The sequence below is a fragment of the Erwinia sp. AC075 genome (assembly GCF_979253995.1).
Genome location: NZ_CEEDEU010000001.1, coordinates 947,333 through 967,462, shown reverse-complemented (window position 1 = coordinate 967,462; position 20,130 = coordinate 947,333). Strand labels below are relative to the sequence as shown.

The 20,130-nt window shown below is 54.6% G+C and carries 21 protein-coding genes and 1 pseudogene; 12 read left to right on the top strand and 10 right to left on the bottom strand.

Annotation, left to right across the window (positions count from 1 at the left end; genetic code table 11):
* The first annotated feature begins 63 nt into the window (after positions 1-63).
* The 3 genes from yebS to rsmF all read left to right on the top strand — a co-directional run bounded on the left by yebS (position 64) and on the right by rsmF (position 5,438).
* Entirely contained in the window at positions 64-1,308 is a 1,245-nt protein-coding gene (yebS, locus tag AC0IXH_RS04530; RefSeq protein WP_013202491.1) for a membrane integrity lipid transport subunit YebS, read from the top strand.
* Positions 1,277-3,913 (top strand): PqiB family protein, encoded by a 2,637-nt coding sequence (locus AC0IXH_RS04525; RefSeq protein WP_041692023.1) that lies wholly within the window; start codon positions 1,277-1,279, stop codon positions 3,911-3,913. Before yebS ends, AC0IXH_RS04525 begins: the two co-directional genes overlap by 32 nt.
* Before the next feature lie 88 nt (positions 3,914-4,001).
* The gene (rsmF, locus tag AC0IXH_RS04520) at positions 4,002-5,438 is read left to right on the top strand and encodes a 16S rRNA (cytosine(1407)-C(5))-methyltransferase RsmF (RefSeq protein ID WP_471720047.1); all 1,437 of its coding nucleotides are present in this window, start codon (positions 4,002-4,004) and stop codon (positions 5,436-5,438) included.
* Here the strand turns inward: rsmF and AC0IXH_RS04515 are convergent, their stop codons facing one another.
* Both AC0IXH_RS04515 and AC0IXH_RS04510 read right to left on the bottom strand, forming a co-directional pair.
* Entirely contained in the window at positions 5,439-6,086 is a 648-nt protein-coding gene (locus AC0IXH_RS04515) for a metallophosphoesterase (RefSeq protein ID WP_471720046.1), read from the bottom strand.
* 262 nt (positions 6,087-6,348) lie between these two features.
* Complete coding sequence (locus AC0IXH_RS04510) at positions 6,349-6,648, bottom strand: hypothetical protein (RefSeq protein ID WP_013202496.1); 300 nt, start codon at positions 6,646-6,648, stop codon at positions 6,349-6,351.
* Between the two features lie 309 nt (positions 6,649-6,957).
* On the opposite strand from AC0IXH_RS04510, the gene AC0IXH_RS04505 reads away from it, so the two are divergent.
* Positions 6,958-7,797: an MBL fold metallo-hydrolase gene (locus AC0IXH_RS04505; protein ID WP_471720045.1), complete on the top strand. Its 840-nt coding sequence runs from the start codon at positions 6,958-6,960 to the stop codon at positions 7,795-7,797.
* 174 nt (positions 7,798-7,971) lie between these two features.
* The gene (locus AC0IXH_RS04500) at positions 7,972-8,889 is read left to right on the top strand and encodes a pyridoxal-phosphate dependent enzyme (protein ID WP_471720044.1); all 918 of its coding nucleotides are present in this window, start codon (positions 7,972-7,974) and stop codon (positions 8,887-8,889) included.
* A 24-nt stretch (positions 8,890-8,913) separates the two neighbouring features.
* Here AC0IXH_RS04500 and AC0IXH_RS04495 read toward each other — a convergent pair whose 3' ends face one another.
* Positions 8,914-9,159 carry a hypothetical protein gene (locus AC0IXH_RS04495; RefSeq protein WP_134824298.1) on the bottom strand — a complete coding sequence of 82 codons (246 nt, stop codon included), beginning with the start codon at positions 9,157-9,159 and terminating at the stop codon, positions 8,914-8,916.
* 71 nt (positions 9,160-9,230) lie between these two features.
* Between AC0IXH_RS04495 and AC0IXH_RS04490 the strand changes: the two are divergent.
* Positions 9,231-9,371: pseudogene (locus AC0IXH_RS04490) on the top strand (STM2901 family protein); the annotation flags it as partial.
* Between the two features lie 5 nt (positions 9,372-9,376).
* On the top strand, positions 9,377-9,694 hold the full coding sequence (locus AC0IXH_RS04485; protein ID WP_471721118.1) for a DUF1493 family protein: 318 nt from the start codon (positions 9,377-9,379) through the stop codon (positions 9,692-9,694).
* Positions 9,695-10,101: 407 nt separating this feature from the next.
* Here the strand turns inward: AC0IXH_RS04485 and AC0IXH_RS04480 are convergent, their stop codons facing one another.
* From AC0IXH_RS04480 to yobA, 3 genes are read right to left on the bottom strand one after another with little or no spacing between them, the layout of a single operon-like run.
* Positions 10,102-10,440, bottom strand: a complete 339-nt coding sequence (locus tag AC0IXH_RS04480) for a YebY family protein (RefSeq protein WP_013202501.1) — start codon at positions 10,438-10,440, stop codon at positions 10,102-10,104.
* A gap of 60 nt (positions 10,441-10,500) precedes the next feature.
* On the bottom strand, positions 10,501-11,379 hold the full coding sequence (gene copD / locus AC0IXH_RS04475; protein WP_471720043.1) for a copper homeostasis membrane protein CopD: 879 nt from the start codon (positions 11,377-11,379) through the stop codon (positions 10,501-10,503).
* A 1-nt stretch (position 11,380) separates the two neighbouring features.
* Positions 11,381-11,746, bottom strand: coding sequence for a CopC domain-containing protein YobA (gene yobA / locus AC0IXH_RS04470; RefSeq protein ID WP_053142723.1), 366 nt, complete (start codon positions 11,744-11,746; stop codon positions 11,381-11,383).
* A 163-nt stretch (positions 11,747-11,909) separates the two neighbouring features.
* Here yobA and AC0IXH_RS04465 point away from each other — a divergent pair, with 163 nt between their 5' ends.
* The 3 genes from AC0IXH_RS04465 to exoX all read left to right on the top strand — a co-directional run bounded on the left by AC0IXH_RS04465 (position 11,910) and on the right by exoX (position 13,661).
* On the top strand, positions 11,910-12,140 hold the full coding sequence (locus AC0IXH_RS04465; protein ID WP_346567516.1) for a DNA polymerase III subunit theta: 231 nt from the start codon (positions 11,910-11,912) through the stop codon (positions 12,138-12,140).
* 84 nt (positions 12,141-12,224) lie between these two features.
* Positions 12,225-12,983 carry a carbon-nitrogen hydrolase family protein gene (locus AC0IXH_RS04460; protein WP_013202505.1) on the top strand — a complete coding sequence of 253 codons (759 nt, stop codon included), beginning with the start codon at positions 12,225-12,227 and terminating at the stop codon, positions 12,981-12,983.
* Positions 12,984-12,995: 12 nt separating this feature from the next.
* Positions 12,996-13,661 carry an exodeoxyribonuclease X gene (exoX, locus tag AC0IXH_RS04455; RefSeq protein ID WP_471720042.1) on the top strand — a complete coding sequence of 222 codons (666 nt, stop codon included), beginning with the start codon at positions 12,996-12,998 and terminating at the stop codon, positions 13,659-13,661.
* Here exoX and AC0IXH_RS04450 read toward each other — a convergent pair.
* Together AC0IXH_RS04450 and AC0IXH_RS04445 are read right to left on the bottom strand one after the other, a co-directional pair.
* The gene (locus tag AC0IXH_RS04450; protein WP_471720041.1) at positions 13,658-15,724 is read right to left on the bottom strand and encodes a prolyl oligopeptidase family serine peptidase; all 2,067 of its coding nucleotides are present in this window, start codon (positions 15,722-15,724) and stop codon (positions 13,658-13,660) included. The genes exoX and AC0IXH_RS04450 overlap by 4 nt on opposite strands.
* A gap of 128 nt (positions 15,725-15,852) precedes the next feature.
* Complete coding sequence (locus tag AC0IXH_RS04445) at positions 15,853-16,506, bottom strand: tellurite resistance TerB family protein (protein WP_105759789.1); 654 nt, start codon at positions 16,504-16,506, stop codon at positions 15,853-15,855.
* A 223-nt stretch (positions 16,507-16,729) separates the two neighbouring features.
* Between AC0IXH_RS04445 and AC0IXH_RS04440 the strand changes: the two genes are divergently transcribed.
* Positions 16,730-17,557, top strand: a complete 828-nt coding sequence (locus tag AC0IXH_RS04440) for a sugar phosphate isomerase/epimerase family protein (protein ID WP_471720040.1) — start codon at positions 16,730-16,732, stop codon at positions 17,555-17,557.
* 107 nt (positions 17,558-17,664) lie between these two features.
* Here AC0IXH_RS04440 and AC0IXH_RS04435 read toward each other — a convergent pair whose 3' ends face one another.
* Positions 17,665-18,072 carry a YebG family protein gene (locus tag AC0IXH_RS04435; protein WP_471720039.1) on the bottom strand — a complete coding sequence of 136 codons (408 nt, stop codon included), beginning with the start codon at positions 18,070-18,072 and terminating at the stop codon, positions 17,665-17,667.
* 137 nt (positions 18,073-18,209) lie between these two features.
* On the opposite strand from AC0IXH_RS04435, the gene purT reads away from it, so the two are divergent.
* The gene (gene purT / locus AC0IXH_RS04430) at positions 18,210-19,388 is read left to right on the top strand and encodes a formate-dependent phosphoribosylglycinamide formyltransferase (protein WP_134824307.1); all 1,179 of its coding nucleotides are present in this window, start codon (positions 18,210-18,212) and stop codon (positions 19,386-19,388) included.
* A 70-nt stretch (positions 19,389-19,458) separates the two neighbouring features.
* Here the strand turns inward: purT and AC0IXH_RS04425 are convergent, their stop codons facing one another.
* On the bottom strand, positions 19,459-20,097 hold the full coding sequence (locus AC0IXH_RS04425; RefSeq protein ID WP_206400846.1) for a bifunctional 4-hydroxy-2-oxoglutarate aldolase/2-dehydro-3-deoxy-phosphogluconate aldolase: 639 nt from the start codon (positions 20,095-20,097) through the stop codon (positions 19,459-19,461).
* Between the last annotated feature and the right edge of the window lie 33 nt (positions 20,098-20,130).

Here is a 20,130-nt window from a genome sequence, read left to right as displayed (position 1 = left end):
TATGGCGAAAAAACTTAACCCTGCCCTGCACCTGCGCTGCCTGGGCCTGAGACGATCAGGATTATGAAAATACACGCCATTAGCCATGCTCTGCCTCAGGCACGTTATCAGCGTTGCCCCCAATGCGATACCCTTTTTTCCTTACCAGATGTGAAATCCAACCAGTCTGCGCACTGCCCTCGCTGCAATGCTCGCATTATGAATGGCCGTGACTGGTCGATGACCCGGCTGTGTGCGATGGCCGTCACCATGCTGCTGTTGATGCCCTTCGCCTACACTGAATCGCTGATGAGCATCCGCCTGCTGGGCACCAACATTTATGCCAGTCTGTTGGAAGGCATCACTCAGATGGCGCAGCAAGGCAATGTCATTACCGCCTCGATGGTGGCCTTTTGCACCATTGGTGCCCCCGCGACGCTGGTTGGGTCTATTGCCTATCTCTATTTTGGCCATAAATTGGGCATGAACCTTCGTCCGGTATTATTGATGCTCGATCGCCTGAAAGAGTGGGTGATGCTGGATATCTATCTGGTGGGGATTGCCGTTGCGTCAATTAAAGTGCAGGACTATGCGGCGATTACGCCTGGCACCGGGCTGATTGCGTTTATTTCCCTGACGCTGCTGAGCCTGGTGACCTTGATTCATTTAAACGTCGAGCAGCTCTGGCACCGCTTTTATCCGCAGCCTCACCCTAACGTTGCCCGGGAAAAGTTACAGGTTTGTCTGAGCTGCCACCACACCGGTGTTGCCGATGCCCGGGGCCGTTGCCCACGTTGCCACACGCCCCTCTATTTCCGTCGTCACTTCAGCTTGCAGAAATCCTGGGCCGCTTTGATTGCTTCTATTGTGCTGCTGATCCCGGCCAATTTGCTGCCAATTTCCATCATTTATCTCACCGGTTCCCGCCAGGAAGACACCATCCTTTCCGGGATTATGTCGCTGGGTTCCGGCAATATTCCGGTGGCCATCGTGGTATTTGTGGCCAGTATTCTGGTGCCGTTTACCAAAATTATTGTGCTACTGACGCTACTTCTCAGTATTCACTTCAAGTGTGAACAGGGACTGAAAACCCGCGTCCGCCTGCTGCGGGTGGTTACCTGGGTAGGCCGCTGGTCTATGCTGGATCTGTTTGTTATTTCGTTAACCATGTCGTTGGTCAATCGCGACCAGCTTCTCTCTTTCAACATGGGACCGGCAGCTTTCTATTTTGGCTCGTCAGTCATACTCACTATTCTTGCCGTTGAGTGGCTGGATAGCCGTTTATTATGGGATGCACATGCAACAGGAAACGCCGACTACACCGACTAACGCGCGCATTACCAGCCGGCGGAAAATTTCGCCCTTCTGGTTATTGCCGCTGATTGCGCTGCTGATTGCGGGCTGGCTTATCTGGTCAAATTACCAGGAGCGCGGGACCACCGTCACTATTGATTTCGCCACGGCGGACGGCATTGTGCCGGGCAGAACGCCGGTCCGTTATCAGGGTGTTGAAGTCGGTCTGGTGCAGGGCATCAGCATGACGGACGATCTGCGCACCATCAAAATCAAGGCCAGCATCAAAAGCGATATGAAAGACGCGTTACGCGACCAGACCCAGTTCTGGCTGGTGACGCCGAAAGCCTCGCTGGCGGGGGTTTCAGGCCTTGATGCGCTGGTCGGCGGTAACTACATCGGCATGATGCCGGGTAAAGGTCAGCCTAAAGAGCACTTTGTCGCGCTGGATACTCAGCCGAAATACCGCGTCAATACCGGCGAGATGCTGATCCATCTGCATACGCCGGATCTTGGCTCGTTGAATACCGGCTCGCTGGTGTATTACCGTAAAATTCCTGTTGGCCGTGTTTACGACTACAGCATCAATCCCGGTAATAAAGGCGTGACGGTGGATGTGCTGATTGACCGTCGCTTCACCAATTTGCTGAAAAAAGACAGCCGCTTCTGGAACGTATCAGGCGTTAAGGCCGATGTCGGGCTGAACGGCGTGAAGGTACAGCTGGAAAGCGTGGCGGCGTTGGTGAACGGCGCTATCGCCTTCGATTCGCCGGCCCAGTCGGAACAGGCGAAGTCGGAAGACAATTTCGATCTCTATCCTGATTTAGCGCACAGCCATCGCGGCGTGATCATCAGCCTGGACCTGCCGAGCGGCAAGAATCTTAAGGCCAACAGCACCCCGCTGATGTATCAGGGCCTTGAAGTGGGCACCCTGACCGCGATGACCTTACAGCCAGGCGGCAAGGTAACCGGAGAATTGACCATCGATCCTTCGGTCACCGGCCTGATGCGCACCGGCACCCGCATTGAAATGCGCAGCCCGAAAATCAGCCTGAATGACACCAGCTTAAGCAGCTTACTGACCGGCAACACTCTGGAGCTGGTGCCAGGTGAAGGCGCGCCGCAGGATCATTATCAGGTACTGGAGAGCAACGAAGCACTGCTGCAACAGCCTAACTCGCTGGAGTTGAAGCTGACCGCACCGGAAAGCTACGGCATCGATGCAGGCCAGCCGATCATGCTGCATGGCATGCAGATTGGTCAGGTGGTTAACCGCTCGCTGAACGAGCAAGGCGTGAACTTCGTTATCGCCATCGCGGGCAACTACCGCGAGCTGGTCCACGGTGACAGTAAATTCATTATCAACAGCCGGCTGGATGTGAAGCTGGGTATTGATGGCATGGAAGTGCTGGGTGCCAGCGCCAGTGAGTGGGTTGATGGCGGCATTCGTCTCGATCCCGGCAGCAAGGGTGCGGTGAAGCAGAATTACCCGCTCTATGCCAATGCTGAGAAAGCGGCAGAAGGCATCACCTCAAACCAGCTGCCAACCACCCTGACGCTGACCGCGAAAAGCCTGCCGGATGTACAGGCCGGTTCGATTGTGTTGTATCGCAAGTTCCAGGTCGGCGAGATTGTTGAGGTGATCCCGAAAGCCAATGAGTTTGACGTTCGGGTGCATATCAAACAGGAATACCGCAAGCTGCTGACTGAAAACAGCGTGTTCTGGTCAGAAGGCGGTGCCCGCGTGCAGCTGAACGGCAGCGGCTTAACGGTTCAGGCCTCCCCGCTTAATCGCGTGTTAAAAGGTGCGATCAGCTTTGATAACCTGACCGGTGCTGGCGCCGGGTTGACCAGCAAAGATAAGCGCGTGCTGTATAACTCTGAAACCGCCGCACGTGCGGTAGGTAGCCAGATCACCCTGCACACTTACGATGCCACCAAACTTTCTGCCGGCATGCCGATCCGCTATCTGGGCATTACCATCGGTCAGATCGAAGACCTTGCGTTGAATCAGGAAAAAAATGAGGTTGTCGCCAAAGGCGTGCTGTATCCGCAGTATGTGGATGACTTTGCCCGCATTGGCAGCCGCTTCTCGGTCGTTTCGCCGGAAATATCGGCGGCGGGTGTCAATCATCTGGAAACCCTGTTGCAGCCTTACATCAACGTCGATCCGGGCAAAGGCCGCGCTCAACGCAGTTTCGAACTGCAGGAATCGACCATTACTGACGCGCGCTATTTGGATGGCCTGAACGTGGTGATGGATGCGCCTGAAGGCGGTTCCGTTTCCGTCGGTACGCCGGTGCTGTTCCGTGGCATTGAGGTCGGTACTGTCACCGGCACGTCGTTGGGCGCCATGGCTGACCGCGTCCAGATCACCCTGCGCATCAGCAAGAAGTACCAGCATCTGGTGCGTAACAACTCGGTGTTCTGGCTGGCTTCCGGCTATAACCTGAAATTCGGTCTGATTGGTGGCGTAGTGAAAACCGGCACCTTCCAGCAGTTTATTCAGGGTGGGATTGCCTTCGCCACGCCGCCGACGATCCCGTTAGCGCCGCAGGCCACTTCCGGCAAGCACTATCTGCTGGAAGACGAAGAGCCAAAAGACTGGCGTAAATGGGGAACCGCGCTCCCTGCGAAATAACCTGAACGGGCAGCCTTGAGCTGCCCGTTTTTTTTCAGCTATCAGGATGTGATAAACTCGCCCCACTTATTTCCAGCGGAATTTTTCAGTGTCCTCTTCCTCACGCGTGTACTTCCCCGACTCTTTCTTAAATCAGATGCGCGAATTGCTGCCAGATGTCGCAGAATTCGAGCGTTTTATCGCTATCAGCCAGCAGCCGTTACGCCGTAGCCTGCGGGTGAACACGCTCAAAATCAGCGTCGCCGATTTTCTGGCATTGGTTGCCCCGTATCAGTGGCAACTGACGCCGATCTCATGGTGTGAAGAAGGGTTCTGGATTTCCCGTGATGATGCCGACACGCTGCCGCTGGGCAGCACCGCTGAGCATCTCTCTGGCCTGTTCTATATTCAGGAAGCCAGCTCAATGCTGCCGGTTAGCGCTTTATTTGCCGGCTGTCCGACGCCTGAAACGGTGATGGATGTCGCCGCCGCGCCAGGCTCTAAAACCACGCAGATCGCAGCAAAGATGGGCAACCAGGGTGCCATTCTTGCCAACGAATATTCTGCCAGCCGGGTGAAGGTGCTGCATGCCAATCTCAGCCGCTGTGGCGTCAGCAACACGGCGATGACCCATTTCGATGGTCGGGTGTTTGGTGCCGCATTGCCGGAAATTTTTGACGCCATTCTGCTGGACGCGCCGTGCTCGGGCGAAGGGGTCATCCGCAAGGATGCCGATGCGCTGCGCAACTGGTCCGTTGAAAGCACCGCAGAGATTGCGGCCACGCAGCATGACCTGATCGACAGTGCCTTTCATGCCCTGAAGCCCGGCGGCACGCTGATTTATTCCACCTGTACGCTTAATCGCGCTGAAAATCAGCAGGTGATCGCCTGGCTGCAGCAGCAATATCCGGGTGCGGTAGAGATTGAACCGCTGAACGATCTGTTCCCCGGCGCAGAGCAGGCCGTGACGCCAGAAGGATTCCTGCACGTCTTCCCTCAGATCTTTGACAGCGAGGGCTTCTTCGTTGCCCGCCTGCGTAAGCTGGAAAGCGTGCCGGCATTACCGACACCCAATTACAAACTGGGTAAATTCCCGTTTTTCCCGGTAAAACGCAAAGAGCAGCAGGAAATTATCGCCGCCGCCGCCAAATCTGGCCTCAGCTGGAACAGCAAAACGCATACCTTATGGGAGCGTGACAAAGAGATCTGGCTGTTCCCGTTAGCCATCGAGCCGCTGCTGGTCAGAGTGCGCTTCTCACGCATTGGTCTGAAGCTGGCTGAGACGTTCACTAAAGGCTATCGCTGGCAGCACGAAGCGGTGATTGCGCTGGCTGAGCCTGACGCTAAAAACCGTTTTGAGCTGACGTTAGCGGAAGCAGAAGAGTGGTATCGCGGGCGGGATATTTATCCGGAACGGGATCTGCCTGCGGATGAGTTGATCCTCACCTGTCAGCAGCAGCAGATTGGTCTGGCGAAGAAAGTCGGCAGCCGGATTAAGAACAACTATCCGCGCGAACTGGTGCGTGATGGCAAGCTGTTCGCCTGATTACTGAACCTGCACCAGCGTTAACCGGTTGCCATAAACGGCGCCGGTATCAATGTAGTGTTGATTGTAGGCATCGAGCTGTCTCTGGACCGGCGTGTGACCAAAATAGAACGCATCGGCTCCGGAAATGGCCTGCCCTTTTCCCTTCTGTAATTGCTCAATGCGCTGGCGGCTCCAGACAACCTCATTGCCGTCGACTTCGGCGCCAAACGCATAATGATTTGCCGGATAATCGGCATGCGCAACCACCACGATGCGTTGGTCCAGCTGCACATGCATAATCAGCGGCAGCGTCCGGCAGTGATTGATCGCATGCTTAGCCGCAATCATGTCGACGCCTTTCAACTTATAGAACCAGTCACCGCCGTTAAACATCCACTGCTTATGCAATCCACTGGTCAGCGCGCTGAGTGCCATCTCTTCATGGTTGCCGCGCACGCTGCGAAACCAGGGTTCCTGTAATAGTGCCAGACAGGCCGGACTGTCCGGGCCGCGATCGATTAAGTCACCGACGGAAATCAGTAAATCTTTCTCTGTATCAAATTGACGGGCTAGCAGTTGTTCATCCAGCAAGGTTCTGCAGCCATGCAAATCACCTACCAGATAAATATGACGCCAGTTTTCACCGTTAAGATATTGGTACAGCATGATCCACCCTGAGCACATTTACTGGAAACATTGACAGTCCGTTTAGGAAATAACGACTACAGTATAGGCTATTCGGGGATTGGGACTTCTCACACTCATGAGCAATCGCAAACAGTTTTATATCACGCTGTCGTTAATTACGGCTGGGAGCCTGTTGATTATTGAGGTATTAGCCCGGCTGGTGCATTTAATTATTGTGGGGTAATGCTGACAGCGTCAGACGCTCGGGGCTGGCACCCGGCTGACGCTGTAGCGGGCGGCACTATTTGGCTTTTAATGCGCGCGGGTTTTTGCTTAGTGAAGCTGACCAGTTGAACTCTTTAACTTCACTCTCTTTAGCCGAAGACGCCTTGCGCGGTTTCTTCGCTATCACGGCTTTGGTGGTCTCTTTTACCACACGATCCTTCATCACCAGACGCTTGGCCTCTTTCTGAATTTCCTTTTCTTCTTTCTTACTTGGCACATGGCTCATCTTTAACGTCAGGGTCTTAACCTTTGCCGCCACCAGCTCCTTCTCTGCATCGGTAAACTGGTCTATCGAAATCTCTTTGTCGCTTTTCATCAAGTTGGCTCCAGGCCGAACGGTGGACGCGTCACTCGCGTATCGTTGTTGCCCACTGAGGGTAGAGTGTTGGCGCGGGATAAACAAGATAAAGGGTAAAAACCTGTGGCTTTGGCTGGATTGTGAGCTCAACAGGGTGTTTAGGTCCCCTGCAGACGAGACTTTCGACCTGTGCGCCGTCATCAAACGTTAAATATCATTATTTACGCTTACGGGGAATCCAGGCGCATTTACGCTGTCTGACCCTGCAGGATATTTCAGCGTCATCACCCGGGCCATCCGGGGGCTTTACCATAACGGAGTAAATTAATGACTGAGCAGGCGTCTTACACTATCGGCAAACTAAAAATCACCCGCCTGACTGAACAGATGTTCAGCGTACCGCAGGGGAAACTGTTCCCCACGTCGGGTGATGAGTCGCCTGCTGAGCAAGCCGATATGCCGGTGGATATGAGCGTTCACAGCTGGCTGGTCGAAACCCCTAACCGCATCATGCTGATCGATACCGCCACCGGTAATGGCAAAGATCGGCCTTTCAGTCCGCTGTTCCACCAGCTGAATTCCCCGTGGATGGAGAATCTGACTGCCGCCGGGATCGATCCGGCAGACGTGGATTATGTGCTGCACACGCATCTGCATACCGATCATGTTGGCTGGAATACGGTGCCGAATGGCGATAGCTGGATACCCACCTTCCCCAACGCAACCTGGGTTTGCCCGCAGGCAGAAGTCACCTTTATGACCTCTCCAGCCGCAGCGGCACGCAGAGTGGTATTTGATGACAGCGTGCAGCCGATCATTGATGCGCGCCGTCTGGTTACCCTGCCCGATGAAATCACCGAATACCTGCCCGGTATCGTCTTCTATCCAACGCCGGGACACAGCCCGGGACATATGAGCATTGCCTTCGTCACCGAAGGTGAAACGGTGATCTTCTTGGGGGACGTGATGCACTCAGCCATTCAGGTGGCCCATCCGAAGTGGAACTCGATGTTCTGCGGCAACGGTCCACTGGCCGCCGAATCCCGCCGCTGGCTGCTGGATTTTGCCGCAACTGAAAACGCGACGGTGTTTACCAGCCATTTCGATTGCACCTCTGCCGGACGCATTACCAAAGACAACGACCGCTTTATCTGGACGTTTGTGTAGCGCGTTCGGCGTTTAGCTTGCCATCGACGCTGTCAGCAATCGATGCGCCAGCCATTCAGCAGGATACGGCAGGGGATAACCTCAAAGGTATTCGCCTGATGACTTTCCAACGGTGAAAAGCTATTGTTTAAGGCTAACCTGTTGGAAAGTCGCATATAAGGCACACCTCCCACGATGACTATTTCGCTGCAAACGCCCCTGATCTCTTCCCTCCCTCTGAGTCAGTTAAACCAGTGTAACGTCTGGCTAAAGATGGAGTCGGCCCAACCGAGCGGCTCATTCAAACTGCGCAGCGCCAGCCACGCCTGCCAGTTTTATGCGGCCAAAGGTGCCAAAGGATTTGTCAGTTCGTCAGGCGGTAATGCCGGCATCGCGGTAGCGCACAGTGGCCGACAGCTAAATATCCCGGTGACGGTGGTAGTACCCGAGACGACCTCTTCCCGCGCACGGCAGTTGATCCTGCAGGAAGGCGCCCAGCTGATTGTGCATGGCCGAAACTGGAGTGAGGCCAACGATCATGCCTTGTCATTAACGTCCGACACCAACGTCTATGTGCATCCATTTGATAACCCGCTGCTGTGGCAAGGCATCAGCACCCTGATCGATGAAGTGATTGAGGCTGGCGTGACCCCGGATGCCGTAGTGCTTTCGGTGGGCGGCGGCAGTTTGCTATCGGGTATCGCGCTGGGGCTGGAAAAACATCAGCTTAAAAACATCCCGATATACGCCGCGGAAACCTTCGGTACGGCCTCGCTGAATGCGTCGATGCAGGCGAAGAAATTGGTCAGGCTTGAACAGGTCAGCGGCATTGCCACCACGCTGGCGGCGAGTCAGGTTTGCGAAAATGCATTTAACGTTAGTCAGCAGTTTGATGTGAAGAGTTTGCTGGTGTCCGACGACGAAACGGTCGAAGCCTGCAAACTGTTCCTTAACGATCATCGGGTATTGGTTGAACCTGCGTGTGGCGCGTCTTTATCGTTGATGTATAAAAACCGCATCGGCTTCAAGCCTGAAGATAATGTGTTGGTGATTGTCTGCGGCGGGGCGTCGGTTACCCATGAAATGCTGATGGAGTATCAGCCTACTCGCTAAGTTATTGAGCCCCTGCCGGATGCATTATTCTTCAGGGGTTTTATCGCGGCGATTTGCATACCACTGTATTGCCGCACCGAGTAACAGCATGACAATGGCGACAGGCATCTTATTGATATCCTCACTGCTCAGCCCACCAAATGCCAGGAAGTAGAACGCGGCAACGAAGGATTTAACCAGCTTCTTGATGTTGCTTTGCTGCTTGATGCAGATACTGCGAACAGACCATGCGCCTAAAATCAAACCCAATAGCGCTAAAACGGTGATCATCACGTGCTCCCTGAAAGACGATTTTCTTGGGTGTTAAAAGACACTATTTGTAGGGAAAGATCCATAAAAAAATAGCGAATCTGGGCGCGTTTTTGGGCCGTACCGTGCCAGTGGTGGGATGGGTTATTCTGGGCAAGGATATTGCACAAATCAGCTTTCGTACCGTGCATCGTTATAATCTTCTTGTGCGCCCTGAGGATAAAATCTGGTGAGTGATATGTATGATACAACTGCTTCAGTAAGGGAGTTCGTACGGCGTGAGCTACCATTAATGACGACGTTCCTTCTTAAGAAAATCGACATCAAAGATGGTGATATCTTACAAGAACTCTATGAAGTCGATGATATAGCTGAAATGTCTAAGAAATTCTTCAGGGAATTTAACGTGCAATCCAAAGGTTTTACGCTTAACTCGTATTTTCCCTGGAAAACTCCTTCGTGTTTTTCGCGCAAGCCGGAGAATCAGGGCAAAAAGCCACTTACCCTGGAAATGTTTATTGAGTCTGCAAATGCGGGATGCTGGCTGTTCGAATAACTGACATAAGGGCGATATGCTTTGCCTGTTTTTCTACCAGTAAACGACAATCGGATGCAGGGTCTCACCCAACCCGACTATCTAATCGCACCCAATTTACCAGGCGCATCAGGTGCCGTGTTGTCGCTGTTCCAAATACCAACCAAAAAAAAGACCGAAGACGATTCCTATCTTCGGTCCAGGGAAATGGCTCCTTGTGGGAGCCGTGCGCTAAAAGTTGGCATTTATGCAGGCTATGTCGCCTTGCCCTTTAAAAGGTAGTACAGGCGCGGGGATTTTCCAGCCAGTTGTAAACGGCTTGCTATAAACTTGTTGGCTCTGTGATCATGGCGGCAGAAACAGGCGAACTGCCTTGCCAGGCGGCAAGACAGCGTATTGAAGTGAATCTCTGGCGTGACTTTTTCGGCTTAGTTACACAGCTTCTGAGTGCGCTCGATAATCGGCGTCAGGCTCTTTTTCTGGCCCGGATGCTGTGGGTCGTCGCTCTGGATAATGCTGATGTTCTGCCCTTTCGCCTGCCCGCTCTTCACCAGAGCGCTGGCGACATCGTTGATTGGGTACTGCGCCAGCGTGCTTGGATTGATAACAAACAGCGCATTGCCTTTGGCACAGGTCAACATTACTTCTTCGCGGTCGAAAGGCCAGGTATCCTTGCCCATTTCAAAACGACTTACGGTGATAATCTCCGCCGCCATGGCGCTGGAACAAAAACTCAGTGCAATCATCAGACTGGCCAATTTTTTCATGGTGGTGCGAACCCTCTCTGGATAACGCCTGCCGTGTGCAGGCGGTAGAAATAATCAGTATCAGGCCGGTTCAAGCGTGGCAAACACGCTAACCAGCAGCAAAACCAACGCCGAGAGCAACAGCTCAGCCAGCGTGGTCAGCAGAAATTTATGTTGGGCATTCTCACCGCTACGCTGAAATCGTGGCACCAGCCAGTAACGGTTAAACAGGGCGACTGCACACATCAACGCCACAAGCAGCGTCTTAATTAGCAGCAGCTGGCTGTACAGCTGAAAGCTGGCCGGTGGCCAGCCCAGCAGCAATAGCGCGTTGATCACGCCACTGATCACCACCAGCGCCACCGCCAGATGCCCGTAACGTGAAAAGCGCATCAGGGTGCGGATCGCGTCATAGCGCGTTGCTATCTGTCGCGCGTCTTTCATCAGCAGTGCCACCGGCAGCAATCCACCGGCCCAGAAGGCCGCCGAGAGCAGATGCACGGCCTGATTGGTGCGTTGCAGCACGCCCATCGCGCCATCCAGCATCGCGGCATGTCCGACAAAGGCCAGACCCACCAGCTGCCCTACTCCACTCAGCAATAACAGCTGCTGACGAATACGGCCATGAAGCAGCAATGCCGCCACGCCCAACAAGGCGGCGATCAGCTGCCATTGCCAGGCCTGACCAAAACGGGTCTGCAATACCGCCAGCCAGACGTCCGTATTGCCGAGATCCTGCCAGCCATCGCCCATCAGCCCGGTTTGGGCGGCGAGCAGCATAACGGCGGTAATCAACGCCGTTATCGCGCTGCAACTCAATAACAGGCGAAAACGCCCCGCCAGATAGGATCGAAAACGGGCTGGCGCCATCAATGCGCTATACAGGCTGCCGCTTGCCAGCGACATCAGCGCGGCAAAGTGCAGCCAGCGGCAGAGTATATAGAAGGTGCTGAGGGACATCTTACTTCACGCTAAAGCTGTAATTCCCGTTGGTTTTATGTCCGTCTACCGAAAGCACATGCCAGTTCACCAGATAATGACCCGAGGGCAACGGCTGCTGTAAGGGCGCAATCAGCTGGTTATGCTGTTTTGGTGCGCGCTCAGCTTTCGCGGTTGGGATCGCTTTCTGATTGCCGTCGAGGATCACCACGCCGCTGAAAGCAGGTTCGATATCTTCAGAAAATGTTAGCGTTAACGCCTGAGGAGAGGCTTCAACATTCGCATTCGCGGCGGGATATTGGCTCTTCAAATGAGCATGTGCAGAAGCTTGCTGAGAGAAGGCGGCAGCGGTCAACGCCAGAGCAAAAACCATAGAGAACTTACGCATAATAGTCGTATCATCCTGTCCTTGGCAGCCCGATAGCTGCGATGAGGCCGAAAGGATACCCCGCTTAAAATAATGTGTCGAGCCGATAACGGCGCTAAGCAGACCCAGGCTTGCGAAAGTGCACTAACTGCTATATTTTTGCCGCCGTAACAGGAGAAAGCTGATGACTCAAAATCTGGCCAACTGGCCGCAGGAAGAAAAAGATAAGGTTAACGTTGACCTGGCCGCTGCAGCTGTGGCGTTTAAAGAACGCTATAACATGCCGGTAATTGCCGAAATGGTTGAGCGCGAGCAGCCGGAAGCATTACGTGACTGGTTCCGTCAGCGTCTGACGCAATATCGCCAGGCTTCACTGAGCCTCTCGCGCTTACCTTACGAACCAAAACTAAAATAGCCGTCAATTTGACTTAATATCTCTTGTCTTTATTCACCGCTTCGGTTGTGATGATGGCCTCAATGAGGCCTTGCTGGAGAGCTTATGTCTGTCTGGAGTATCGCTGCTGCTCAATCAGGTTCGCGACCGGGTGACATCACCTGGAACATTTCCCGCCACCTTGAATTCATTCTTCAGGCTGCATCCCATCACATCGATTTACTGATCTTCCCTGAACTTTCCCTCACCGGCTACGAACTCTCCCTGGTGCCCACTCTGGCGATGACCCTGGACGATCCGCGTCTGCAGGTGTTTGCCGATGCCGCAACTGCCCATCAAATGTCGATTGTCATCGGCCTGCCGCTGGTTAACGGCGAGGATATTCTGCTCAGCGCCGTGGCTTTCCTGCCGGATGGCACCAAGGTGGCCTACGGCAAACGCAATCTGTTTGGTGATGAGAAGCTGTTCTTTACCGCGGGTGAAGGCGTGCCGCTGTTTGGTTATCAGCGTCATCATGTCGCCATGGCGATCTGCGCGGATATCAGCGTGGAAGAGTATGCCCGCGACGCGGCAAGACGTGGCGCCAATCTGTATGCCACTGGCGTACTGGTTTCGGAAAAGGGCTATCACAATGATTGTGAATACCTGGCGCGCTGGTCACGCGACTACAAAATGGCCGTGCTGATGGCCAACCATGCCCTGCCCACCGGCGGTTATCAAAGTGCAGGCAAGAGTGCGCTGTGGGATGAAAGCGGCAGACAGGTGGTCGCCGGGGGCGAAGGTGAGCAGTTAGTCATTGCCAGAAGAACGGGTAATGATTGGCAAGGAGAGGTGCATTCGTTACGCTACCCGCCAGTTTTTTAAAAGGGACGCATAATGTTACGCGTGATAGATACCGAAACCTGCGGTCTGCAGGGTGGAATTGTGGAAGTGGCGTCGGTCGATGTGATTGATGGCAAGATTGTCAATCCGATGAGTGATTTGATCTGCCCTGACCGGCCAATCAGCCCACATGCGATGGCGATTCATCGCATCACCGAAGCGATGGTCGCGGATAAGCCGCCTATCGAGCACGCCATCGGTCGTTATCACGGCAGTCCCTATTACGTCGCCCACAACGCCAGCTTCGACCGGCGGATGCTGCCAGAAATGCACGGAGAGTGGATTTGTACCATGACCCTGGCACGCGGATTATGGCCAGGCATCAAATACAGCAACCAGGCACTGCGCGAAACCCTGAAGCTGGAGGTCACCCCTCCGGCCGATCTTCACGCGCACCGGGCGCTGTATGACTGCTATGTCACTGCCGCCCTGCTGATCCGCATTATGGATTATTCCGGCTGGGATGCTGCCGAGATGATCCGCAGAATGCTGGTGAAAGGCTCAAGCACCACCTTCCCGTTTGGCAAATACCGTGGCAGTAAAATTGATGATGTGGCGAAACGCGATCCGGGATACCTCAAATGGATGCTGAAAAATATCCAGGATCTAAAGCCCGATCTGCGCAGCGCGATGGAACGCGCGTTGTCAGCTGAGTATTAGTTTGCGTTGCCCGCGCTGAGCGTTTCCTGCGCCAGCGCGATTAAGAAGGTGTATTCCAGCGCCACGCCTTCGTAAGCTTTGAAGCGTCCTGATTTACCGCCGTGTCCTGAGTCCATATCGGTGCAGATCATTAGCAGGTTATCATCCGTTTTCAGCTCTCTCAGCTTCGCCACCCATTTTGCCGGTTCCCAGTACTGTACCTGGGAATCGTGCAGACCGGTGGTGATCAACAAATGCGGATAGGCCTGGGCAGTAACGCAATCATACGGGCTGTATTGACGAATGTAGCGGTAATACTGCTCTTCCGCCGGATTGCCCCACTCGTCATATTCCCCGGTGGTAAGCGGAATGGATTCATCGAGCATGGTGGTAACAACGTCGACAAACGGCACCTGCGCCACAACGCCATGGAACCGGTCAGGCGCCATATTGATCACCGCACCCATCAGCAGGCCACCGGCGCTGCCGCCCATCGCATAAAGCTTATCAGGATGACCATATCCCTGTGCCACCAGCGCATCGGTCAGATCGATGAAGTCGTTGAAGGTATTCATCTTGTTTAACAGGCGGCCATCGTCATACCACTGCTGCCCTAATTCTCCGCCACCGCGAATATGCGTCAGGGCAAAGACGAATCCGCGATCCAGCAGGCTCAGGCGGCTGGCGCTGAAATCGGCATCCATGCTGCTGCCATAAGAGCCATAGCCGTACACCAGCAGCGGATTTTTGCCCGGCTGATAGTGGTCGCGGTGATAGACCAGGGAAACCGGCACTTCAACGCCATCACGGGCGGTGATCCAGTGACGTTCACTGCGATAGTTGCTGCCATCAAAGCCCTTAACCTCAGCCTGTTTCAGCACCTTGCGCTCGCCACTGTCCAGATCCAGCTCAAACAGCGTGTCCGGTGTGGTCATTGACGAGTAGCCATAACGGATTTTGCTGGTCTCCGGGCTGGGATTGTAGGAAAGCCAGGTGACATAGGCAGGATCGTCAAAGGCGATGCCTGACTCTTTGCCGGTCAGCCAGTGGATCTGGCGCAGGCTGGTCAGCCCACCTTCACGTTCTTCGACCACCAGCCAGTCACGGAACAGGCTGAAATCTTCCAGCACCACGTCAGGCCGTGGCGGGATCAGCGTCTGCCACTTGTCTTCCGCGAAAGCAGCGGTCCGGTACAGACCGAAATTTTTGCCTTCACGATTCGAACGCACATAGAACTGATGCTGGTAATGATCAACGCCATATTCGTGATCCTTTCGGCGCTGGCAGAACAGTTGCGGTTCGGCATTCGGGTCAGCGGCATCCAGTAGCAGAACTTCGCTGGTGGTGCTGCTGCTCAGGGAGATGAGGATATAGTCTTCCGAGGTGGTTTTGTGCACGCCGACGTAGAAGGTATCGTCCAGCTCTTCATACACCAGCTGGTCATCCTGCACAGGCGTTCCCAGCGTATGACGCCAGACCTGATAAGGCAGCAGCGTCTGCTCATCTTTCCTCACGTAATACAGCGTACGGTTGTCGCTGGCCCAGGTCAGGCTGGAGGAGACATTTTCCAGCACATCTTCGTACCAGTCTCCGGTTTCCAGATTGCAGAAGCGGATGCCGTACTGACGACGTGAGAGGAAATCCTCTGCCACCGCCATGATTTTATTATCGCCGGTGATGCCGACGCCGCCGAGGGTATAAAAATCGCTGTCCTTCGCACGCAGGTTGCCGTCCAGCAACACGTCCCACTGATCAGGCGTAGTGGTCTCTTCAGGCTGGCGCGTATAGATGGCGTATTCATTGCCCTCTTCATAACGGCTTTGATAGCGGTAACCCTTTCTGACGTAAGGGACCGAGTGATCGCGCTGGGGAATGCGGTCAATAATCTCCTTCAGCACCGTCTCCTGCAGCGCCTGCTGCGACTGCATGATCTCTTTACCATAGGCATTTTCGGCCTTCAGGTAGTCGAGGACCGCAGGATCTTCCCGCTTGTCATCGCGCAGCCAGTAATAATTATCGGTGCGGGTTTCTCCGTGGAGCGTCATATCGAAAGGAATTTTTTTGGCAATTGGTGGTTTATGCATGGTTCAGCCCCGTTGGATCAATCACATAGGCTAAGGGTGGCAGTTGTTATCAAGATTGCCAAGCGCAATGGCAGGAGATTGGAAAAATAGTGTGACGGGGTGACGCAAGCGTCACCCTGAAAGCAGGATCAGGCGGTAAGCTTCAGCTTTTCGGCTTTAATATCTTCTGCCATGCTGTCGCGCACGTCCTGAGGGATTTTCAGTTCATCACCCAGCGCCTGAAGGTAGCTGCGCTCCATAAAGTGGTCGACGTCGATCACCAGGTTGCTGAGGAAATAGACCTCCAGCGCCTCTTCTTCGTTTTTCACGTCCACGGCCAGTTTTTGTGGGTCAAGCGGCATATCAATCGCCTGCTGAATCAGCCGTTCGCCATCTGCGCCAAGCCCGGACTGATGGATATGCTCGTTAATGGCCTGTCGTTCCTGGGTATCAATATGCCCGTCGCTTTTCGCGGCGAAGACCAGCGCCTGCACCAGACGCTCGGCCCGGCGATCGACGGGTGACTGCTGCTGACCGAATTGCGGCTGATCCTGATGGGTTTCGCTCACCCGATCCTTATACTTTTTCCACAGTACGGCACCTGCTGCGGCGCTACCGCCGATAATCAGCGCATTTTTGCCATACTTGGTCAGCAGATTACGGGAGGATTTGCTGGCAATCAGCAAACCGGCCAGTCCGCCAAGCGCGCCGGGTGCCAGCATTTTACTCAGGCCTTCACCGCCGCCTTTGCCGTCTTTACTGCCTCCCAGTACCGTTTGAATCTGTTGCAGCCAGTTACTCATTGCCTTTCCTTCTTCAGCGGAAAACAACCAGCATAGAGCGACTTGCGTCAAGAAGCGTCAAAGCAGGAAAAGCCTGGAAAACCTTCACGGCCAGTTGATGCTAAGCCGTCAGCTATACTTAGCCCACCAGTCGAACCTTCTGGTTCATAATGCTTCGCCAAAAGCGGCGGCTGAACCGACTGGATTTGTTTTTTTAAAGCACTGGCGTAAGGGAAAAATCATCATGAGATTCAATAATAATCCGCTGTTTATCAATACGGTTCTGCTTGGCGGCAGCACGGAAGAGAAGTTGAAGGCCGCCAGCCAGGCCGGGTTTGATCAGGTTGAGCTCTGGCGTCAAGACGTGGAGGCAGCCAGCGGCGATGCCAGTGATGTGGCCAGATTACTGGATAACCAGCGCCTGGCCCTGACGGATTACCAGGTGCTGCTGGATTTTGACGGCGCGCCAGACGATCAGCGAGAGAGTAAACGCCAGGAAGCCCTGCAGATGCTGGATACCGCCGTTGAACTGGGCGCAACAACCTTACTGACGCCTGCATCTACCCATCAGGGCTGCATTGCAGAACGGGAAGAGGACGATATTCGCTGGCTGGCCCGCCAGGCTGGCAAACGTGGCCTGCGTGTGGCCTTTGAGGCCATGGCCTGGAGCACGCATATCAACAATACGGCGGCGGCATGGCAGCTGGTGCAAAAGGTCAATGAACCCAATCTGGGATTGGTGGTGGATGCGTTTCACATTTTCGTGCTGAACCGCACGGTGGACGATCTGGCGGGGATTCCGATGGATAAGATCTTCCTGGTCCAGCTGTCCGACCTGGTTACCCTTCCCAGCCACGATCATCTGGTGGATGTGGCACGCCATCAGCGTTTATTGCCAGCCGAAGGGAATTTCCCGCTTTCATCTCTGGCTGACTATCTTCATCAGCAAGGCTATTCAGGCCCGATAGGACTGGAAGTGTTCAGCGATCGTTATCATCAACTGCCGCCGGCAGAGGTGGCCAGCAAAGCGCTGCAGTCGTTGAAAAAGGTGTTATCCGGCGACGATCGTTAACGGTAGCCGGTGGAGGAAGTCACTAACAGGGAAGAATTAAGGCGAAGTTTCTGGCGCGCCAGGGAAAAATACCCTGCGCGCCACATACTGTGATGAAGTAAAAAGAATCAGGCAGCTTTAACGGTTCGTGCAGCCGATTTTGCTTTGGCCGCTTTGCCCGTTGAGGCTTCCGGGTCTTCCGCACCGGACTCTTCAGCCGGTTGATCTGCTGCAGCTTCAGCGCTGTCTTGTTCAACAGTCGGTTCAGCATCATTGCCCGCGGCGGCGGACTCGCTCGTCTCAGGCATCTTGCTGGTGCGCAGAATATGCTGCACGGCGTCTTTATTCTCCGCCAGGAACATGCCCAACGCTTCACGCTGTGGTTCTTCCATATCCAGAGGTGCCACGCTCAACCAGTCAGAAAAGGCTTCTGCCATATCGAGCATTTTATCGTACGCGTCGGCTTCTTTCTTACTGGCGAATGTCATCTTTTCCTCACCTTTTCTGACGACAACATATTTGATTTCAACAGCCATAGTCCACACCTCAGTTAACTGTATTTTTATACAGTATAACAGACGGGTCTTTTTCGCTCAACCCTGGAAAGCGGATGTACGCGCAATCGTTTTCGTTTATACTGCGCGCGTTTTTTCCCTCCAATCAGGTAGAGATTATGACCACTCTTGGTACCGCGCTGCGCCCTGCCGCAACCCGCGTAATGCTGTTAGGTTCAGGTGAACTGGGCAAAGAAGTGGCGCTGGAATGCCAGCGTCTTGGCGTTGAAGTGATTGCTGTCGATCGTTATGCCGATGCACCCGCTATGCACGTGGCGCACCGCAGCCACGTCATCAACATGCTGGATGGTGAAGCGTTGAAAGCGCTGGTTGCGCTGGAGCGCCCGGATTACATCGTGCCGGAAATTGAAGCCATCGCCACCGATATGCTGATTGAGCTGGAAAAACAGGGTCAACACGTGGTGCCAACCGCCCGCGCTGCCCGCCTGACCATGAACCGCGAAGGGATCCGTCGCCTGGCGGCAGAAGAGTTGGCGTTGCCCACCTCCACCTACCGCTTTGCCGACAGCCAGCAGGCGTTTAATCAGGCGGCTGACGAAATCGGCTTCCCGTGCATTGTGAAGCCGGTGATGAGCTCGTCAGGCAAAGGCCAGAGTTTTATCCGCGAAGCGTCACAGTTGGATGCCGCCTGGGAATACGCGCAGCAAGGCGGTCGTGCCGGTGCCGGCCGGGTAATCGTTGAAGGTGTGGTGAAATTTGATTTCGAAATCACTCTGCTGACCATCAGCGCGGTTGATGGCATTCACTTCTGTGCGCCGATTGGCCACCGTCAGGAAGATGGCGACTACCGTGAATCCTGGCAGCCGCAGCAGATGAGCGCCCTCGCGCTGCAACGTGCTGAGCAGATTGCCGAAGAAGTGGTTAAGGCGCTGGGCGGCCACGGCCTGTTTGGTGTTGAGCTGTTTGTCTGTGGTGATGAGGTGGTATTCAGCGAAGTTTCCCCTCGCCCACATGACACCGGAATGGTGACGCTGATCTCTCAGGACCTGTCCGAATTTGCCCTGCACGTGCGTGCCTTCCTCGGTCTGCCGATTGGCGGCATTCGTCAGTACGGCGCCGCCGCATCTGCGGTGATCCTGCCAGAACTGGACAGCGATAACGTGCAGTTTGCCAATTTGGGCGGCGTGCTGGGCGCCGGTCTGCAGGTGCGTCTGTTCGGCAAACCGGAAGTTCGGGGTAAGCGCCGTCTGGGCGTGGCGCTGGCCACGGGCGAGAACATCGATGATGCGGTACAGCGCGCAATTACCTGTGCAGCCGGTGTGAAAGTCAGCGGATAAACACGCTTTCGTAGCAACAAAAAAGGGATGGCCTGTGCCATCCCTTTTGTTTTTTGCCTGATCCGACGTCTTATCGGGCGCCCGCTACCGCTTCTCTGGCCAGCTGGGTGATACGATCGTAATCCCCTGCTTCCAGCGCATCAGCCGGAACCAGCCAGGAACCACCAATACAGAGCACGCTTTTCAGCGCCAGATAGTCACGGTAGTTGGCCGGCGAAATGCCGCCCGTCGGGCAGAAACGCACCTGAGGGAACGGGCCGCCAATCGCCTGCAGCGCCTTCACGCCACCGTTGGCTTCAGCCGGGAAGAATTTGAATTCACGCAGGCCATAATCCAGACCGGTCATCAGTTCCGACACCGTGCTGATGCCAGGAATTAATGGCACCGGGCCATCAACCGCTGCGCGTAACAGCGATTCGGTCACGCCAGGACTGATAACAAACTGCGCACCGGCATCGGTCACTTCCTTCAGCTGCTGGACGTTAAGTACCGTGCCCGCACCCACTATGGCTTCCGGCACTTCGCGGATCATCGCTTTCAGGGCATCCATCGCGCAGGGTGTTCTCAGCGTGACTTCTAATACTTTCACTCCGCCCGCCACCAGCGCTTTCGCCATCGGCACCGCGTGCTCAAGTTTGTTTACCACAATTACCGGCACCACAGGGCCAGTGGTGAGGATTTGCTCGGCGCTGGTCTTCCAGTTAGTCATCTTTCTGCTTCTCCAAAGCGACGCGCGCGGCGT

Bases quoted from the DNA above. Each gene is read 5' to 3' on its own strand.
- AC0IXH_RS04500 (WP_471720044.1), top strand. From the start codon at position 7,972: ATGACTATTTCGCTGCAAACGCCCCTGATCTCTTCCCTCCCTCTGAGT.
- AC0IXH_RS04440 (WP_471720040.1), top strand. From the start codon at position 16,730: ATGAGATTCAATAATAATCCGCTGTTTATCAATACGGTTCTGCTTGGC.
- exoX (WP_471720042.1), top strand. From the start codon at position 12,996: ATGTTACGCGTGATAGATACCGAAACCTGCGGTCTGCAGGGTGGAATT.
- copD (WP_471720043.1), bottom strand. From the start codon at position 11,379: ATGTCCCTCAGCACCTTCTATATACTCTGCCGCTGGCTGCACTTTGCC.
- AC0IXH_RS04445 (WP_105759789.1), bottom strand. From the start codon at position 16,506: ATGAGTAACTGGCTGCAACAGATTCAAACGGTACTGGGAGGCAGTAAA.
- AC0IXH_RS04480 (WP_013202501.1), bottom strand. From the start codon at position 10,440: ATGAAAAAATTGGCCAGTCTGATGATTGCACTGAGTTTTTGTTCCAGC.
- AC0IXH_RS04505 (WP_471720045.1), top strand. From the start codon at position 6,958: ATGACTGAGCAGGCGTCTTACACTATCGGCAAACTAAAAATCACCCGC.
- AC0IXH_RS04515 (WP_471720046.1), bottom strand. From the start codon at position 6,086: ATGCTGTACCAATATCTTAACGGTGAAAACTGGCGTCATATTTATCTG.
- AC0IXH_RS04425 (WP_206400846.1), bottom strand. From the start codon at position 20,097: ATGACTAACTGGAAGACCAGCGCCGAGCAAATCCTCACCACTGGCCCT.
- AC0IXH_RS04465 (WP_346567516.1), top strand. From the start codon at position 11,910: ATGACTCAAAATCTGGCCAACTGGCCGCAGGAAGAAAAAGATAAGGTT.
- yebS (WP_013202491.1), top strand. From the start codon at position 64: ATGAAAATACACGCCATTAGCCATGCTCTGCCTCAGGCACGTTATCAG.
- AC0IXH_RS04450 (WP_471720041.1), bottom strand. From the start codon at position 15,724: ATGCATAAACCACCAATTGCCAAAAAAATTCCTTTCGATATGACGCTC.
- purT (WP_134824307.1), top strand. From the start codon at position 18,210: ATGACCACTCTTGGTACCGCGCTGCGCCCTGCCGCAACCCGCGTAATG.
- AC0IXH_RS04485 (WP_471721118.1), top strand. From the start codon at position 9,377: ATGTATGATACAACTGCTTCAGTAAGGGAGTTCGTACGGCGTGAGCTA.
- AC0IXH_RS04525 (WP_041692023.1), top strand. From the start codon at position 1,277: ATGCAACAGGAAACGCCGACTACACCGACTAACGCGCGCATTACCAGC.
- AC0IXH_RS04510 (WP_013202496.1), bottom strand. From the start codon at position 6,648: ATGAAAAGCGACAAAGAGATTTCGATAGACCAGTTTACCGATGCAGAG.
- AC0IXH_RS04495 (WP_134824298.1), bottom strand. From the start codon at position 9,159: ATGATCACCGTTTTAGCGCTATTGGGTTTGATTTTAGGCGCATGGTCT.
- AC0IXH_RS04435 (WP_471720039.1), bottom strand. From the start codon at position 18,072: ATGGCTGTTGAAATCAAATATGTTGTCGTCAGAAAAGGTGAGGAAAAG.
- AC0IXH_RS04460 (WP_013202505.1), top strand. From the start codon at position 12,225: ATGTCTGTCTGGAGTATCGCTGCTGCTCAATCAGGTTCGCGACCGGGT.
- yobA (WP_053142723.1), bottom strand. From the start codon at position 11,746: ATGCGTAAGTTCTCTATGGTTTTTGCTCTGGCGTTGACCGCTGCCGCC.